20 protein-coding genes are annotated in these 13,798 nt (G+C 53.7%); 17 read left to right on the plus strand and 3 right to left on the minus strand.

Annotated elements, in window-relative coordinates:
• Positions 1-23 precede the first annotated feature (23 nt).
• The 12 genes from KNP86_RS05255 (at position 24) to gcvPB (ending at position 8,343) form a co-directional block, all read left to right on the plus strand.
• Positions 24-830, plus strand: a complete 807-nt coding sequence (locus KNP86_RS05255; protein ID WP_214706164.1) for an ATPase, T2SS/T4P/T4SS family — start codon at positions 24-26, stop codon at positions 828-830.
• Positions 812-1,789, plus strand: a complete 978-nt coding sequence (locus tag KNP86_RS05260; protein WP_034778022.1) for a type II secretion system F family protein — start codon at positions 812-814, stop codon at positions 1,787-1,789. Before KNP86_RS05255 ends, KNP86_RS05260 begins: the two co-directional genes overlap by 19 nt.
• A gap of 17 nt (positions 1,790-1,806) precedes the next feature.
• Positions 1,807-2,118, plus strand: a complete 312-nt coding sequence (locus KNP86_RS05265; RefSeq protein WP_034778021.1) for a prepilin-type N-terminal cleavage/methylation domain-containing protein — start codon at positions 1,807-1,809, stop codon at positions 2,116-2,118.
• On the plus strand, positions 2,115-2,552 hold the full coding sequence (locus tag KNP86_RS05270; RefSeq protein ID WP_138859259.1) for a prepilin-type N-terminal cleavage/methylation domain-containing protein: 438 nt from the start codon (positions 2,115-2,117) through the stop codon (positions 2,550-2,552). Before KNP86_RS05265 ends, KNP86_RS05270 begins: the two co-directional genes overlap by 4 nt.
• Entirely contained in the window at positions 2,539-2,775 is a 237-nt protein-coding gene (locus tag KNP86_RS05275) for a hypothetical protein (protein ID WP_214711436.1), read from the plus strand. Before KNP86_RS05270 ends, KNP86_RS05275 begins: the two co-directional genes overlap by 14 nt.
• Positions 2,711-3,193, plus strand: coding sequence for a prepilin-type N-terminal cleavage/methylation domain-containing protein (locus KNP86_RS05280; RefSeq protein ID WP_214711437.1), 483 nt, complete (start codon positions 2,711-2,713; stop codon positions 3,191-3,193). Before KNP86_RS05275 ends, KNP86_RS05280 begins: the two co-directional genes overlap by 65 nt.
• Positions 3,193-3,471, plus strand: coding sequence for a hypothetical protein (locus tag KNP86_RS05285; RefSeq protein ID WP_214753114.1), 279 nt, complete (start codon positions 3,193-3,195; stop codon positions 3,469-3,471). The genes KNP86_RS05280 and KNP86_RS05285 overlap by 1 nt, the downstream gene beginning before the upstream one ends.
• Positions 3,464-3,949: a shikimate kinase gene (locus tag KNP86_RS05290; protein WP_251130429.1), complete on the plus strand. Its 486-nt coding sequence runs from the start codon at positions 3,464-3,466 to the stop codon at positions 3,947-3,949. The genes KNP86_RS05285 and KNP86_RS05290 overlap by 8 nt, the downstream gene beginning before the upstream one ends.
• Complete coding sequence (locus KNP86_RS05295; protein ID WP_034778008.1) at positions 3,946-4,284, plus strand: hypothetical protein; 339 nt, start codon at positions 3,946-3,948, stop codon at positions 4,282-4,284. The genes KNP86_RS05290 and KNP86_RS05295 overlap by 4 nt, the downstream gene beginning before the upstream one ends.
• Positions 4,285-4,431: 147 nt before the next feature.
• Entirely contained in the window at positions 4,432-5,505 is a 1,074-nt protein-coding gene (gcvT, locus tag KNP86_RS05300; protein WP_214753116.1) for a glycine cleavage system aminomethyltransferase GcvT, read from the plus strand.
• A 25-nt stretch (positions 5,506-5,530) separates the two neighbouring features.
• Positions 5,531-6,868: an aminomethyl-transferring glycine dehydrogenase subunit GcvPA gene (gene gcvPA, locus KNP86_RS05305; RefSeq protein ID WP_214753398.1), complete on the plus strand. Its 1,338-nt coding sequence runs from the start codon at positions 5,531-5,533 to the stop codon at positions 6,866-6,868.
• Positions 6,868-8,343, plus strand: a complete 1,476-nt coding sequence (gene gcvPB, locus KNP86_RS05310; RefSeq protein ID WP_214753118.1) for an aminomethyl-transferring glycine dehydrogenase subunit GcvPB — start codon at positions 6,868-6,870, stop codon at positions 8,341-8,343. The genes gcvPA and gcvPB overlap by 1 nt, the downstream gene beginning before the upstream one ends.
• A 92-nt stretch (positions 8,344-8,435) precedes the next feature.
• Here the strand turns inward: gcvPB and KNP86_RS05315 are convergent, their stop codons facing one another.
• Positions 8,436-8,816, minus strand: a complete 381-nt coding sequence (locus tag KNP86_RS05315) for a rhodanese-like domain-containing protein (RefSeq protein WP_131436617.1) — start codon at positions 8,814-8,816, stop codon at positions 8,436-8,438.
• 164 nt (positions 8,817-8,980) lie between these two features.
• Between KNP86_RS05315 and mntR the strand changes: the two genes are divergently transcribed.
• Positions 8,981-9,409 (plus strand): transcriptional regulator MntR, encoded by a 429-nt coding sequence (gene mntR, locus KNP86_RS05320; RefSeq protein ID WP_034778001.1) that lies wholly within the window; start codon positions 8,981-8,983, stop codon positions 9,407-9,409.
• A gap of 178 nt (positions 9,410-9,587) precedes the next feature.
• Positions 9,588-10,115, plus strand: coding sequence for a hypoxanthine phosphoribosyltransferase (gene hpt, locus KNP86_RS05325; RefSeq protein WP_034777998.1), 528 nt, complete (start codon positions 9,588-9,590; stop codon positions 10,113-10,115).
• A 55-nt stretch (positions 10,116-10,170) separates the two neighbouring features.
• Here hpt and KNP86_RS05330 read toward each other — a convergent pair whose 3' ends face one another.
• Positions 10,171-10,584: an SA1362 family protein gene (locus KNP86_RS05330; protein ID WP_034777995.1), complete on the minus strand. Its 414-nt coding sequence runs from the start codon at positions 10,582-10,584 to the stop codon at positions 10,171-10,173.
• Positions 10,585-10,600: 16 nt separating this feature from the next.
• Entirely contained in the window at positions 10,601-11,545 is a 945-nt protein-coding gene (locus tag KNP86_RS05335; protein ID WP_214711441.1) for a DUF1385 domain-containing protein, read from the minus strand.
• Positions 11,546-11,687: 142 nt separating this feature from the next.
• On the opposite strand from KNP86_RS05335, the gene aroQ reads away from it, so the two are divergent.
• From aroQ to efp, 3 genes are read left to right on the plus strand one after another with little or no spacing between them, the layout of a single operon-like run.
• Positions 11,688-12,125 carry a type II 3-dehydroquinate dehydratase gene (gene aroQ / locus KNP86_RS05340; protein WP_214753120.1) on the plus strand — a complete coding sequence of 146 codons (438 nt, stop codon included), beginning with the start codon at positions 11,688-11,690 and terminating at the stop codon, positions 12,123-12,125.
• Positions 12,121-13,188 carry a M24 family metallopeptidase gene (locus KNP86_RS05345; protein WP_138860291.1) on the plus strand — a complete coding sequence of 356 codons (1,068 nt, stop codon included), beginning with the start codon at positions 12,121-12,123 and terminating at the stop codon, positions 13,186-13,188. The genes aroQ and KNP86_RS05345 overlap by 5 nt, the downstream gene beginning before the upstream one ends.
• 29 nt (positions 13,189-13,217) lie before the next feature.
• Positions 13,218-13,784: an elongation factor P gene (gene efp, locus KNP86_RS05350; protein ID WP_021067706.1), complete on the plus strand. Its 567-nt coding sequence runs from the start codon at positions 13,218-13,220 to the stop codon at positions 13,782-13,784.
• Positions 13,785-13,798: the final 14 nt, after the last annotated feature.

Raw genomic sequence — 13,798 nt, forward strand, 5'->3', positions numbered from 1 at the left:
ATGCTCTTATTGAGGTGGTGGAGATGAAACGAGTGATCGAGCGTGTCGTGGGAGCGGCGCGAAATTTGAATGCGAGCGATGTCCATTTTATGCCATACGGAGACGAGGTGATGATTCAAGTTCGCCACGGGACGCTCTTGCATCGACTGGAGTCGATGACACGGTTTGACTACGAACGGTTGACGTTACATATGAAATATTGGTGCTCGCTAACGGAAACGGATCATCGCGTGCCTCAGTCTGGTATGTACGTCGGGACGGAGGACGCGATCCGGGTCACGTTTTTACCTTCATTCGACCATACGCTTATGTCGTGGCGACTCCCGAACGCCTCGTTTCAGTTGTCCGAGTTGCTAGACGATGAGGATGTGAACCGCTTTTTGAAGTTGGCTATGCTCCGGCAAGGATTGTTATTGATTGGCGGCGCGACGGGGGCAGGTAAGACGACGGTCCTCTACGCATTTTTGCAAAGTTTGGGCGGCCGCCGAATCGTGACGATCGAGAACCCTCCGGAGAAGCAGGTGCCGGGAGTGATTCAACTCGAGGTCAACCCGAAAGCGGGACTTGACCATCGCAGTTTATTGAAAGAGACACTTCGGGCCGACCCAGACGTCATCGTCATCGGAGAGATCCGGACGAGCGAGGAGTTGCGGGTGGCACACGACGCGGCGCTCAGTGGCCATTTGACGATCGCGACGTTCCATACGGCAAGTGTCGAGGACGGCGAACATCGGCTCGAACAGCTCGTCGGCAAGATGGAGGTCGCCCGTCATTGGTGCATCCTGCACCGCGAAGAGGAGGTGAGCTGTTCATGGTCCGAGACCAGATGAGTAAAGACTTGTTCACGATCCGTCGCTTTCTCAGGCTGCAGGCCCGGGGTGTTGGATTGAAAAAGACGTTCGAAACACTTGAGCTTCATGAACGAGGGAGAGCAAAACAAGTGATTCGGGACATGCGGCTTCAACTCGAGCAAGGTCGGCCGCTCGCCGAGGTGTTCTCGGGACTCGTCACCGACCCAAGAATGCGCGAGATGCTCGTCACGGCGGAGCGGGGCCATCACTTTTTAGAAGGGCTTGAGCAAGTGCTCGTCTTGTCGACGATGCGCCGAAACCTGCAACAAGAGCTCAAGCAGCTAGCGCGATATCCGCTCGTGATTTTGACGATGCTGCTCGGACTCGGGGCGATTTATGCGCTCTATATTTTCCCGAAATTGCTGTCGATGGTGGACGTCGAGGCGCTAGATGGGGTAAACGCAATTCTGTTGTCCCGTTGGTTTTTCCCGGGTCTATTCATCGGCTTGCTCGTGACCGGAGCGGCCCTCTACTGGAACGGGAGACGCGGCCGGCTCGTGCCGCTACGTGTCGTCGAACGAGGCAGGCGGCTGTACGTCACGTATTTGTTCGTCAGTGAGCTCTCGCTCTTAAGTGAAGGGCAAGGTTCGGTCCGTCATATCATCGAGCGTTTGTCTCGGGGTGACGGGGAAGTCGCGGCCATCGCGAGACGGATCCATGAGCGTATGTCGGACGGTCTTGAACTCGAAGAGGCGGCCCGGCAAGAACGGTTGCTCGAGCATGAGGTCGTCAGTCTCTTCGGCGTCGGTACGGTGAGTGGTGAGCTGGGATCGATCATGACGTTGCATCGTGATCTCGTGTTTGAAGAGATGGAATTGTATTGGAAACAACTAATCACCAAGGCCGAGCCGGTATTATACGGATTTTTGACAATGATGGTGACAATGATTTTTTACACGATTTATTTGCCGGTCAAATTGATCATGGCCCAACTATAACAAGGAGGAACAACAACATGACACGATTCAAATCAGAACAAGGGTTCACGCTCGTTGAAATGGCTGCCGTCTTACTCATCATCTCGGTTTTACTGTTACTGCTCGTTCCCTCGATGTCAGACGGGAAATCCCGGGCAGACAGTGTCAGTTGTGAAGGGAGTGTGCGCATTGTCGAGTCGGAAATCAACTTGTATTATGCGGAACACAAATCCTATCCGGAGACGTTGGCGGTCATCGAACGGGCCTCGACGGAGAGTCCGCTCGAGTATAGTTGTCAATCGATGGTCTACACGTACGCCCCGACGACCGGTACGTTGACAAAACAATGAGGCAAGACGGATATACGTTCGTCGAGATGGCATCCGTCCTCGTCATCTTGTCGCTCCTGCTGTTAATGACGACCCCGGTCGTCCGTTCGATGGATCGATTGGCCTTGTTTGATTTCACCGAGGCACTTGTGAGCGATATCAACGAGGTTGGCCAATATCCATACGTCGCCGCCGATGAATCATGTGTGCCGCGTCTACGGTGGTACATAAAAGAACGGCGCTATCAAATCGCCTGTGGGATGACGCCGATCGCATCGCGTGTTGTACCCGATGGGGTCGAGATGAGTCTCCCGGCCACGAGTGAGATCGTCTTCTCACGTACAGCGGCGACGTATGCAGGGCAGTGGAAGTTTTATACGGGACCGACGATGGTGACGTTGAAGTTTAGAATGGGGACGTATGAGCCGGAGGTGCTTCGCGTTGAAGGGAGATGAGCAAGGTATCACGTTTTGGGAAATCTGCCTTAGCCTGGCGCTCCTCCTGGCGTGGGTCGGGGTCGTGGCACCTTTTGTCGAGGGCGCGACGGACCGGGTCGACCGTCTCGAAACGACCGTTCGGCGTTATGAGCGGCTTCAAGGGGAGGTGTTGCACGATGCGGTCGAACCGAGCGGACGCACAGAAATCTGTGATGGTGACCTATGTCTCCCGACGCTTTGAGCGGGGGTTCACGTTACTTGAAGTGAGCTTCACGTTGCTGTTGATCCCGCTGTTCGTTGGACTCACGGTTCACTTGTTGGCACTCGGCCAGGCGTTTTATGAGCAACCACGTGACATGGTGCCGACGACGCCCCAACTGATCGTGCGAAAACTTTTCGATAGCCGGGATTGCGTTGTCGAATCGGGACGTCTTGTCGGCACATACGTGCGCCCGGACGACACAACGTGGTCGTGGACGCTCAAACAGATCAATCGCAATTTGGTCATGGTCGGAGACGAGGGAGGGAATTTACTATTTTTAAGAGGAATCGAGACGTATCAGGTCGAACCGGTAGGAGAGGGTTTTCGCATCCGGTGGACCGACGCGACCGGCCCCCGCGAGAAGAGCGTGATGTGCATGCGCGCGGATACTTTGTGATGTCGACGTTAATCGTGTTGACGTGGTTACTCGGCGGAGCGATGTTTTGGTATACTGATATGGAACGAACGACCGACCGACTGGCGCTCGATATTTTGGCGATCCGCTTCGAATCACACGTTATGGTCGCCAAACGGTCCTGTGGTCCGTCCGCCGTCATGGTGACAAAACCGACCGGGACGATTAACTGTCGACCGCTCGGCAGCGGGACGGTCGAGGTCGAGATTCGCCTTGAGACCGGAGAACGACATAAAGAGGTGATTTATTTCGATGACTAAACCGTTTTACATCATCGGGTTTATGGGTACAGGTAAATCAAGCTTAAAACGATATCTTGAAAAATCGAATTACGTCGTCGATTTGGATGAGCTGTTCGAAATGGACGTCCAAATGGACATCCCCGCATATTTTGACCGTTACGGGGAGGAAGCGTTTCGCCTGCAAGAAAGTGAGATTTTGCGACAGGCGAGCGCTGCCTATATCGTGACAGGCGGCGGAATCGTCGAACGAGACGAAAATCTCGATTGGATGCGCGAAAACGGTGTCGTCATCGCACTTGATCTACCGTATGAGATGTGTTGGGACCGAATCAAAGACTCGGACCGGCCTCTCGTGCGCCACGGCAAGGCGGCCGTCGAAGCGTTGTACGAACGTCGGCGGCCGCTCTACGCGCGTGCCGATCACGTGCTTGACGCCTCGCTCAGCACAGAAGCAATCGCGCATACCTTATATCGGTTGAAGGAGGAAGATACATGATTTGGATCAATCTCGGCATCATTGTGCTCGCACTAGTCGGGCTCGGTTTGTATGGGTTCTTATTGTACCGTAACAAGATGAAGACGGACGTGCGGCGGGTCACCCGTTTGACGGAACGTTTCCAGATTCGTGCGAACGTCATCCAAGGTCTCGTCAATGAAATCAAGCAACACGTCGATACGGTCAACGCCTCTGTGAAGCAGATGAAGGCCTATTCCGTTAACGTGAAAGACGAGACGATGGAGCTTAAGCAAGCGACGATCGGACTGACAAAAGAAATTAAGCGGACAGCTGGAATCGAACGCCCAGACGTTTCCACTGAGACCAAAATATGAAATAATGAGGATGAAAACGTTTTCGTTTTCCATCCTCTTTATTTTTGCCCATTTTAGCTAGGCATAGCCATAAAAAATTGATAAAGTGGAATAGAAAACGAAATATTTCACGCATTACATTATTTACGTTCGGGATTGGGGGATAATATGGAGAAAGTATCGTTAAAACGTACGCCTTTGTATGATTTGATTTCCGTAAAGGCGAAGATGGTGGATTTTGCGGGGTTTGAGATGCCGATCATGTTCTCATCGATTAAAGAAGAACATCAGGCGGTGCGTAACGAGGTCGGCATGTTCGATGTGTCGCATATGGGGGAGATTCGGGTCGAAGGTCCGGATGCGCTCGAGAGCGTGCAACGTCTCGTCACGAATGACGTCTCGAAATTACAGATTGGTCAGGCCCAATACAACTTGTTCTGTTTGCCTAACGGCGGTGTCGTCGATGATTTGCTCGTCTATCGACTCGATGAAGATGCGTTTTGGCTCGTCGTCAACGCCTCGAACATCGAAAAAGACGTGGCCCACGTTCGTCAGTATGTGACGGGTGACGTCACGGTGACCGATGAGTCTGACGCCTATGGTCAAATCGCGATTCAAGGACCGATGGCCGAACACGTGCTGGCTCGCTTGACGGACTTGCCGCTAGCAGACATCAAATTTTTCCGGTTCATGACCGGCGACGTGGCCGGCGTGTCGACCATCGTCTCACGCAGTGGCTATACGGGAGAGGACGGGTTTGAACTATACGCCCGGGCCGAGGACGTGGCCACAATCTGGTCGGCGTTAGAAACAGAAAACGTCACTCCATGCGGGCTCGGGGCCCGCGATACGCTCCGTTTTGAGGCATGCTTGCCATTATACGGGCACGAGCTCGATGAGACGGTCACGCCGTTCGAGGCGAACTTGAACTTTGCCGTCAAACTCGATACCGATTTCGTCGGTAAGGATGCCCTCGTGAAGCAAAAAGAAGACATCCCGCGCCGCTTGATCGGCTTACGCTTGCTCGGGCGCGGCATCGCCCGTCAAGGGGCAACGGTCGAAGTTGACGGGGAGACGATTGGTGTCGTCACGACCGGCACGATGCCGCCGACGGTGAACGAATCGATCGCCTGGGCGCGTGTCGACCGCCGTTTCGCGGAGACGACACACTTTATCGTAGAAGTTCGGGGGAAAAAAATAGAAGCCGAACGAGTGCCAACACCGTTCTATAAACGTAAATGATACAGGGGGATTCAGAATGAACAGAATGGAGTTTCGTTATTTACCGATGACAGAGCAAGATGAGCGTGACATGTTGCAGACGATCGGCGTCGAGTCGATTGAAAACCTACTCGAAGATATTCCAGCATCGCTCCGGGAGACGGCTTCTTTAGCGGCCATCGGTGCGCCGCTTCCGGAAGTTGACCTCGTTCGTCATATGACGAAGCTCGCCGAGAAGAACGTGCACACGAAATCGACTCCGAGTTTCCTCGGGGCCGGAATGTACGATCACCTCTCTCCGAGCGTCATGAACCACATGCTTCTCCGTTCCGAGTTCTATACAGCCTATACGCCGTATCAGCCGGAAATCTCGCAAGGTGAACTCCAAGCGATGTTCGAGTTCCAAACGATGATTTGCGAATTGACGGGCATGGACGTGGCCAACTCGTCGATGTACGACGGCATCACAGCCCTCGCTGAAGCAACGTATCTCGCGAGTGCCCATACGAAGAAAAAACGTGTCGTCGTCTCAGGAGCGGTCCATCCGGAAGCGAAAGATGTCATCCGGACGTATGCCGGTGGGCCAGGGCTCGCGGTCGAATATACGAACGTTAACGCTGGATTGACCGACGTGTCAGACATCGATTTGACGGACGCCTCGTGTCTCGTCGTCCAATATCCGAACTTTTATGGACGCGTCGAGGACTTGTCAGCCCTCGCGAAAGCAGCGCACGACGCCGGCGCCTTGTTCGTCGTCTCGAGCAATCCGCTCGCGCTCGGGATTTTGGAGTCGCCGGGTGCGCTCGGGGCCGACATCACGGTCGGTGACGCCCAACCGTTCGGGATTCCGCAAAGCTTCGGCGGCCCGTCATGTGGATACTTCGCCGTCAAAAAAGCGCTCATGCGCAAACTTCCGGGTCGTCTCGTCGGACAGACGGTCGATGAGGATGGCAAGCGCGGCTTCGTCTTGACGCTTCAGGCCCGAGAGCAGCACATCCGTCGTGACAAGGCAACGTCGAACATTTGCTCGAACCAAGCGCTCAATGCGCTCGCAGCATCGATCACGATGTCCGCACTCGGGAAGTACGGGATTCGTGACATGGCCGTCCGTAACATTCAAACGGCCCATTACATGAAAGAAACGCTCAAAGCGGCCGGCTATACGGTTATCGATGAGGGACCGATGTTCAACGAGTTCGTTGTCGACTTCGGAATCGATGCGGAGCAAGTATCGCGTCACCTGCTCGACAATGGTATCATCGGCGGTTTGCCGCTCGGGACGTATGAAACGGACCGTCAGACCCAGATGTTGCTCTGTGCGACGGAGCTTCGGACGAAAGAAGAAATCGATTTATTTGTTGAAGTGGTTGGGGGGATGAACTGATGCAACACGAACAAACGCTTATCTTTGAGGTGTCACGTGAGGGGCGGACTGGCTACAATTTGCCGACGCCGACGGTACCGGAAGTCGATTTGGAGACGCTCTTGCCGGCTTCGATGGTTCGACAAGAGGCGGCCGAACTGCCAGAAGTGTCTGAACTCGATGTCGTACGCCATTACACGTCGCTCTCGACACGTAACCACGGAGTCGACTCCGGTTTCTATCCGCTCGGTTCGTGCACGATGAAATATAACCCGAAAGTGAATGAAGACATGGCCCGACTTCCTGGCTTCGCCCATATTCACCCGTTGCAGCCGGTCGAGTCGATTCAAGGGGCGCTCGAGCTCATGGTCGATCTGCAAGAACAACTTGCTGAGATCACTGGCATGGATGAAGTGACCCTGCAACCTGCAGCCGGGGCCCATGGGGAATGGACCGGTCTCATGCTCATCAAGGCGTTCCACCATCACAACGGTGATATGGAACGGACGAAAGTACTCGTGCCTGATTCGGCACACGGAACGAACCCGGCCTCGGCCGTCGTCGCCGGTTTCGAGACGGTGACGGTCAAGTCGGATGAGCGCGGGCTCGTCGATTTGGAGGATTTGAAAGCGAAAGTCGGGACGGATACGGCAGCGCTCATGCTGACGAACCCGAACACGCTCGGTTTGTTCGAGGCTGATATTTTAGAGATTGCCAAAGTCGTGCACGAGGCCGGCGGCAAACTGTATTACGACGGCGCTAACTCGAACGCGATTCTAGGCATCGCCCGTCCTGGGGATATGGGCTTCGACGTCGTCCACTTGAACTTGCACAAAACGTTCACAGGGCCGCACGGCGGTGGCGGTCCGGGTTCTGGTCCGGTCGGGGTGAAACGCGATTTGATTCCGTACTTGCCGACGCCGATCGCGCGCCGCTCTGAGTCTGGCTTCACGCTCGATTATGATCGTCCGCAATCGATCGGTCGCATCAAACCGTTCTATGGCAACTTCGGGATCAACGTCCGGGCTTATAGCTACATCAAGACGATGGGTGCGGAAGGGTTGACGCGCGTCTCACGCGAAGCGGTATTGAACGCCAACTATATGTTCGCCCGCTTGAAAGATGCGTTCGATGTGCCGTATGACACGTTCTGCAAGCATGAGTTCGTCTTGTCTGGAAAACGTCAGAAAGCACTCGGCGTTCGGACGCTCGATATCGCTAAACGCTTGCTCGATTTCGGTTATCACCCACCGACGATTTACTTCCCGCTCAACGTCGAGGAGTGCATCATGGTCGAACCGACGGAGACGGAGTCGAAAGAGACGCTCGATGCCTTCTGCGATGCGATGCTCCAAATCGTCAAAGAGGCGGAAGAGAATCCGGAAATCGTTCAGACGGCCCCGCATACGACGGTCGTCAAACGCCTGGACGAGACGCTTGCGGCTCGGAAACCAGTGCTCAAATACGAACGACGCCAACCGTCGTCAATCAATTGAATCCGAACCCGCTCACTATTCGTGAGCGGGTATTTTTCTGGAAATAAAAAAACGTCCCTCCTCGGAGTGAGGAGTGGACGTATGGGTCCGGGTCAGCCTTTTTTGACTTTCCCTTTCCAGTTTTTGAAGCCGCCATCGAGCATGTAAATGTCGGTATAACCATTTTTCATAAGCAATTTGGCCGCCTGGTTCGAACGCGACTTGCCTTGGCAATACATGAGGATCGGCTGATCTTTGCGAAGTTCTTTCATGCGTAGTTTCAATTGGCCGACCGGGATGTTACGGGCGCCGACGATGTGGCCTCCCTTATACTCGTTCGGTTCACGGACGTCGATCAATTGTCCTTTACGGAGCGACGCACGAAACTCTTCTTGTTTCATTTTCTTCAAACCGCGTGCCGGCAAGAAACGCCAGACGATGTATGCGATGAGCGCAGCCCATAGGATGATGACGAGGATAGTTTCGATTCCCATTGATGTTCTCCCTTTCTCTATTAAGTTTCACCAACATCCATTATAAAGAATTTAAGGTCATGAGACAATGATTGACTGATGGATTTACCTGTTCTGCTTTCGGTTTCTAGGTGGTTGCGTTAAAATAGAGGTTGCAGAACGGAACATAAGGGGAGGCTACGCCCATGCCGACACCGAGTATGGAAGATTACTTAGAACGAATTTATTTGCTAATGGTCGAGAAAGGATACGCCCGCGTGTCCGATATCGCCGAACATTTAGGGGTGCATCCCTCCTCTGTCACGAAAATGGTGCAAAAGCTCGACCGGGAAGACTATTTGATTTATGAGAAATATAGAGGACTCATGTTGACGAAAAAAGGTCAAAAAATCGGGAAACGACTCGTCGAGCGTCATGCGATGCTCGAATCATTTTTACGTTTGATCGGTGTCGACGAGGCCCATGTCTACGAGGACGTCGAAGGGATCGAGCACCATTTGAGCTCGAACACGCTTGACTGCATGACCCAGTTCGTCGAATTTTTTGAAGATAAGCCCGAACTGATGGCCCAGTTTCGCGCGTTTCAAGAACTGAATACGAACGACGATGAGTGAGTCTAGATGACCGCGACCGATGAATCGATTCGGGAGCGGTCTTTTTTTATCAAAACGCCTCTAGAACCGAACGATAAAACGTTTTAATTGAATTTTAGTCTGTTTTTGAGTTGTTTTTGTGATAGAATGGGTGCTGGTAAGAATGATAAGGGGGTGACGGCGAACAATCGCCGACATGATGGATATTCAAATCAAAGGGAAACTGTTTGACGAAGCACAAATCAAACAGCGCGTGGCGGAACTCGCTGAACAAATCGAACGGGATGCGGCCGGGACACCAATCGTCCTCGTGGCCGTCTTGAAAGGGTCGCTCGTCTTTGCGGCTGATTTGATGAGACAGATGACGGGCAGTGTCCAACTTGATACGGTGGCGACGTCTTCTTATGGGAAGAAATCGACTTCGAGCGGGAACGTCCAACTCCGGAAAGATTTAGACCTCGATGTCGAAGGGAAGTACGTCGTCATCATCGAAGACATCATCGACACGGGACAGACGCTTAAATTCTTGTGTCAGCATATGACGTTACATCAACCGGGGCAATTGAAGATTTGTACACTTCTCGACAAGCCGGCCCGCCGACTCGTCACGCTCGACGCCGATTACGTCGGCTTCGAGATCCCGGATGAGTTCGTCATCGGGTACGGTATCGACTACGCCGAACAGTATCGCAATCTACCGTATATCGGTTTCGTTGAAACGGACTGACTTCCGAATCACGATAAAAAACGAACCAGGTCGCCCGTGGCGATCTGGTTCGTTTTCACATGTTCGCTTTCTTTTTCTTCTTGCCTTTCTTCCCCTCGATGACGGTGAGGTGAGGGGCGTCGCTACGATGCGTCGAACGAGCCGGGCGCTTCGAGAGTTTCGTCACGTTTGAACCAGGTTTCGCTTTCTTTTTCGTCGTCGCGGACGGTTTCACTTTAGGGTTCGCACCGGGACGTTGCATCCGTTTTTTGGAAGCCTGAGCGGTCTTCCGGTACCGCATATCCTCGGCTGAGATTTTAGGAGCCATGAACACACGGTAAATCACATAGAAGATTAACCCGAAAATACCGATGAAGAGCAACTGTCTGAACAAGCGACCGGGGTCGGTCGCGAGCATATGTCCGACTCCGATGAAGCCTAAGATGAACACGATCGTGGCAGCGGTCGTACCGATTCTTTGTCTGATCATGGTGCTTTCCTCCTCTTTATCCCTCTCTTTGCGCGGCCGGTTGACCTAGTTCTGAACGTTCCCATGTTTCGAAAGCCTCGATGGCGACGCGGATTTGCTCATCGTTTGGTTCACGCGTCGTCAACAGCTGTAGCGATAGTCCCGGCTTGCCGAGGACGGATAGGAAGCGATGTTCACGAAAACGGTTTGTGAATTGGAGCACCTCGAACGAGATGCCGATGACCACCGGTAACAAGGCGATGCGGCTGACGAGTCGGACCCAGAGCGGATCGATCGGGACGACCATATAGACGCCGATGCCAACGAAAACGGTGAACAGGATGAAGCTTGACCCACAGCGATAGTGGAGGCGTGAGCTCGAGCGGACGTTGTCGACGGTGATCGGTCGTCCGGACTCATAACAGTTGATGACCTTGTGTTCAGCGCCGTGATATTGAAACACGCGTCGAATGAGCGGTGTCAAGGAAATCAAATAGAGGTAACTGAGCAGCAATACTAATTTTATTCCCCCTTCGAGGAGGTTTTGAATCACGTGACCGGACAATGCGGGCACGCTTTGGAACATGGCGGCGAGCAGGGCCGGTGTGACGTTAAAAATCAGCTTGCCGAACACGTACGAGATGATCCCGACGACCGCGATCATGATGACCATCAAGATGTTCTGTTTCTTCTCATCCGGTTTCGTCGCCTCGTCCTCGCTCGGGTCGACGTCATAGCGATCACTGGCGAAGTTCATGTGGGCGGAACCGTTTTTGAGCGATTCGTATAAGGCGACCACGCCGCGCAGGAACGGGACTTTCTTTAACGATTGGACCCAGGGGACGAGGATGCGAGGTTGCTCGAACGTCTCGATGGATCCGTCCTTCCGGCGGATTGCCGAGGCACTCTCGGCGCGTCCTTGAAACATGACGCCTTCCACAAGCGCTTGCCCTCCAACGGGGATCAGTGGTTTAGTTTTCATGGCATTTCCTCGATTCCTACAGTTATATAGTTGAATTATACCGTGATTCACCTAAAAAACGAAACCACATGAACGTCAATTGTCGCTACAACCGTTAAATTTGTTACAATAGAGGCGACTTGACGAACAGGGGGGAAGACTTGTGCACATACTCGTCTTGAATGGGCCGAATTTGAATCTACTCGGGAGACGTGAACCGGACGTATATGGTGACGTCTCGTTGAAGGGACTGACGGCGGAGCTGTTGCTCGCCGCGCCAGATGACGTCGAGTTGACGTTCGTCCAATCCAACCATGAAGGCGAACTGATCGACGCGCTACACGAAGCGTACGATTATGCGGGGGTCATCTTCAACGCCGGGGCGTATACACATACGTCAATCGCGCTTCGAGATGCCATCGCCGCCATCAAGGCCCCGGTCGTCGAAGTACATATCTCGAACGTGCATGCACGAGAGTCGTTTCGTCATGAATCCAAGCTCGCCGGCGTCTGTCTCGGCGTCATCAGCGGCTTCGGGTTGACGAGTTACACGCTCGCGTTGCAGGCGCTGATCGAACATTGGAGGAATCGACATGATTGAACGGGTCAACAAACTGCAAGCTCAGCTAGAAGCGAACGGAATTGACGGATTGCTCGTGACGAAACGGGAGAACATCCGCTACTTGTCGGGGTTCACCGGGTCGAGTGGCGTCCTTGTGATCACGCCAAAGTCGGCGAGCTTCATCACCGACTTCCGCTACACGGAACAGGCCGCGAGCCAAGTGAAAGGGTTCGACATCATTGAACACAAGACATCGCTCATCAAGTCGGTCGCAGAAGTCGTGGACCGGGAAGCGGTCGCACGCCTCGGTATCGAGCAAGATGACATGACGGTCGGGCAATTCCGGACGTATGAAAAAGACGTCAACGCCGAACTCGTCGAGACATCAGGCATCGTCGAAAAGCTACGCTTGATTAAGGATGAGTCAGAGATTAAGATAATGAAGGAAGCTGCGGCGATTGCGGATGCGGCGTTCACCCATATCCAGTCGTTTATCCGCCCGGGCCGGACAGAGAAAGAGGTCGCGAATGAACTCGAGATGTTCATGCGTGCTCAAGGAGCCGACTCGTCGTCGTTTGATATGATCGTTGCATCGGGCCATCGCTCGGCATTGCCGCACGGTGTGGCCAGTGATAAGGTCATCGAGGCAGGCGAACTCGTGACACTCGACTTCGGGGCTTACTATCAGGGGTACTGCTCGGACATCACGCGCACGCTCGCCGTCGGAGAGATCTCAGACGAGTTGCGCAACATCTATGATACGGTACTCCGCGCACAACTCGCGGGTGTCGAAGGCACGAAAGCCGGGATCACGGGAATCGAGGCGGACGCGTTGACGCGTGATGTGATCAAAGAAGCCGGTTATGGTGAGTACTTTGGGCATTCGACGGGACACGGTCTCGGCATGGAAGTCCATGAGGCGCCAGGGTTGTCATTCCGTTCGGAGACGGTGCTCGAACCGGGGATGGTCGTCACGGTCGAACCAGGCATCTACATCGCCGGAATCGGCGGATGTCGCATCGAGGACGATATCGTCATCACTGAGACTGGCAATTTCCGTCTCACGCAGTCGCCAAAAGAGTTAATTACGATTGAGGCTTGAGTCTCAGCTCATCTTAGGAGGAAATCAACATGGTATCAGTTAACGATTTAAAAACAGGCTTAACGGTCAAAACGTCGGACGGATCGATTTGGCAAGTCATCGAATTCCAACACGTCAAGCCGGGTAAAGGCGCGGCTTTCGTTCGTACGAAGATGCGTAACTTGCGCACGGGGGCGATTCAAGAGACGACGTTCCGTGGCGGCGAGCGCATCGAGCGTGCCCACATCGAACGTAAGCGTATGCAGTACCTCTACCCGATGGGCGACACGTACGTGTTCATGGACACCGAGTCGTATGAGCAGCTCGAACTCACGGGCGAGCAAGTGAAAGCGGCGCTCCCGTACATGCTTGAAAACATGGAAGTGAGCATCGCTGACTACGATGGCGAGATTCTCGGCATCGAGCTCCCGACGACGGTCGTCTTGACGATTGTCGAGGCCGATCCAGGCGTCAAAGGTGACACGGCATCGAACGTGAAGAAAAATGCGACGGTCGAAACGGGCCACATCATTCAAGTGCCGCTCTTCATCGAGCCAGGCGAAAAAGTAACGGTCGACACGCGCACAGGCGAGTTCACGGGCCGCTATAACGGGTAAGACAAAGGGTGTCC

This window comes from Exiguobacterium sp. s16 (genome assembly GCF_018618115.1).
Classification (GTDB): domain Bacteria; phylum Bacillota; class Bacilli; order Exiguobacteriales; family Exiguobacteriaceae; genus Exiguobacterium; species Exiguobacterium mexicanum_A.

Excerpts from the sequence above, each read along its gene's own strand:
- gcvT (WP_214753116.1), top strand. The coding sequence starts at position 4,432 with ATGGAGAAAGTATCGTTAAAACGTACGCCTTTGTATGATTTGATTTCC.
- KNP86_RS05315 (WP_131436617.1), bottom strand. The coding sequence starts at position 8,816 with ATGGGAATCGAAACTATCCTCGTCATCATCCTATGGGCTGCGCTCATC.
- KNP86_RS05265 (WP_034778021.1), top strand. The coding sequence starts at position 1,807 with ATGACACGATTCAAATCAGAACAAGGGTTCACGCTCGTTGAAATGGCT.
- efp (WP_021067706.1), top strand. The coding sequence starts at position 13,218 with ATGGTATCAGTTAACGATTTAAAAACAGGCTTAACGGTCAAAACGTCG.
- KNP86_RS05285 (WP_214753114.1), top strand. The coding sequence starts at position 3,193 with ATGTCGACGTTAATCGTGTTGACGTGGTTACTCGGCGGAGCGATGTTT.
- KNP86_RS05270 (WP_138859259.1), top strand. The coding sequence starts at position 2,115 with ATGAGGCAAGACGGATATACGTTCGTCGAGATGGCATCCGTCCTCGTC.
- KNP86_RS05280 (WP_214711437.1), top strand. The coding sequence starts at position 2,711 with ATGCGGTCGAACCGAGCGGACGCACAGAAATCTGTGATGGTGACCTAT.
- gcvPB (WP_214753118.1), top strand. The coding sequence starts at position 6,868 with ATGCAACACGAACAAACGCTTATCTTTGAGGTGTCACGTGAGGGGCGG.
- KNP86_RS05295 (WP_034778008.1), top strand. The coding sequence starts at position 3,946 with ATGATTTGGATCAATCTCGGCATCATTGTGCTCGCACTAGTCGGGCTC.
- hpt (WP_034777998.1), top strand. The coding sequence starts at position 9,588 with ATGGATATTCAAATCAAAGGGAAACTGTTTGACGAAGCACAAATCAAA.
- gcvPA (WP_214753398.1), top strand. The coding sequence starts at position 5,531 with ATGGAGTTTCGTTATTTACCGATGACAGAGCAAGATGAGCGTGACATG.
- KNP86_RS05335 (WP_214711441.1), bottom strand. The coding sequence starts at position 11,545 with ATGAAAACTAAACCACTGATCCCCGTTGGAGGGCAAGCGCTTGTGGAA.
- KNP86_RS05255 (WP_214706164.1), top strand. The coding sequence starts at position 24 with ATGAAACGAGTGATCGAGCGTGTCGTGGGAGCGGCGCGAAATTTGAAT.
- KNP86_RS05330 (WP_034777995.1), bottom strand. The coding sequence starts at position 10,584 with ATGATCAGACAAAGAATCGGTACGACCGCTGCCACGATCGTGTTCATC.
- mntR (WP_034778001.1), top strand. The coding sequence starts at position 8,981 with ATGCCGACACCGAGTATGGAAGATTACTTAGAACGAATTTATTTGCTA.
- KNP86_RS05260 (WP_034778022.1), top strand. The coding sequence starts at position 812 with ATGGTCCGAGACCAGATGAGTAAAGACTTGTTCACGATCCGTCGCTTT.
- KNP86_RS05290 (WP_251130429.1), top strand. The coding sequence starts at position 3,464 with ATGACTAAACCGTTTTACATCATCGGGTTTATGGGTACAGGTAAATCA.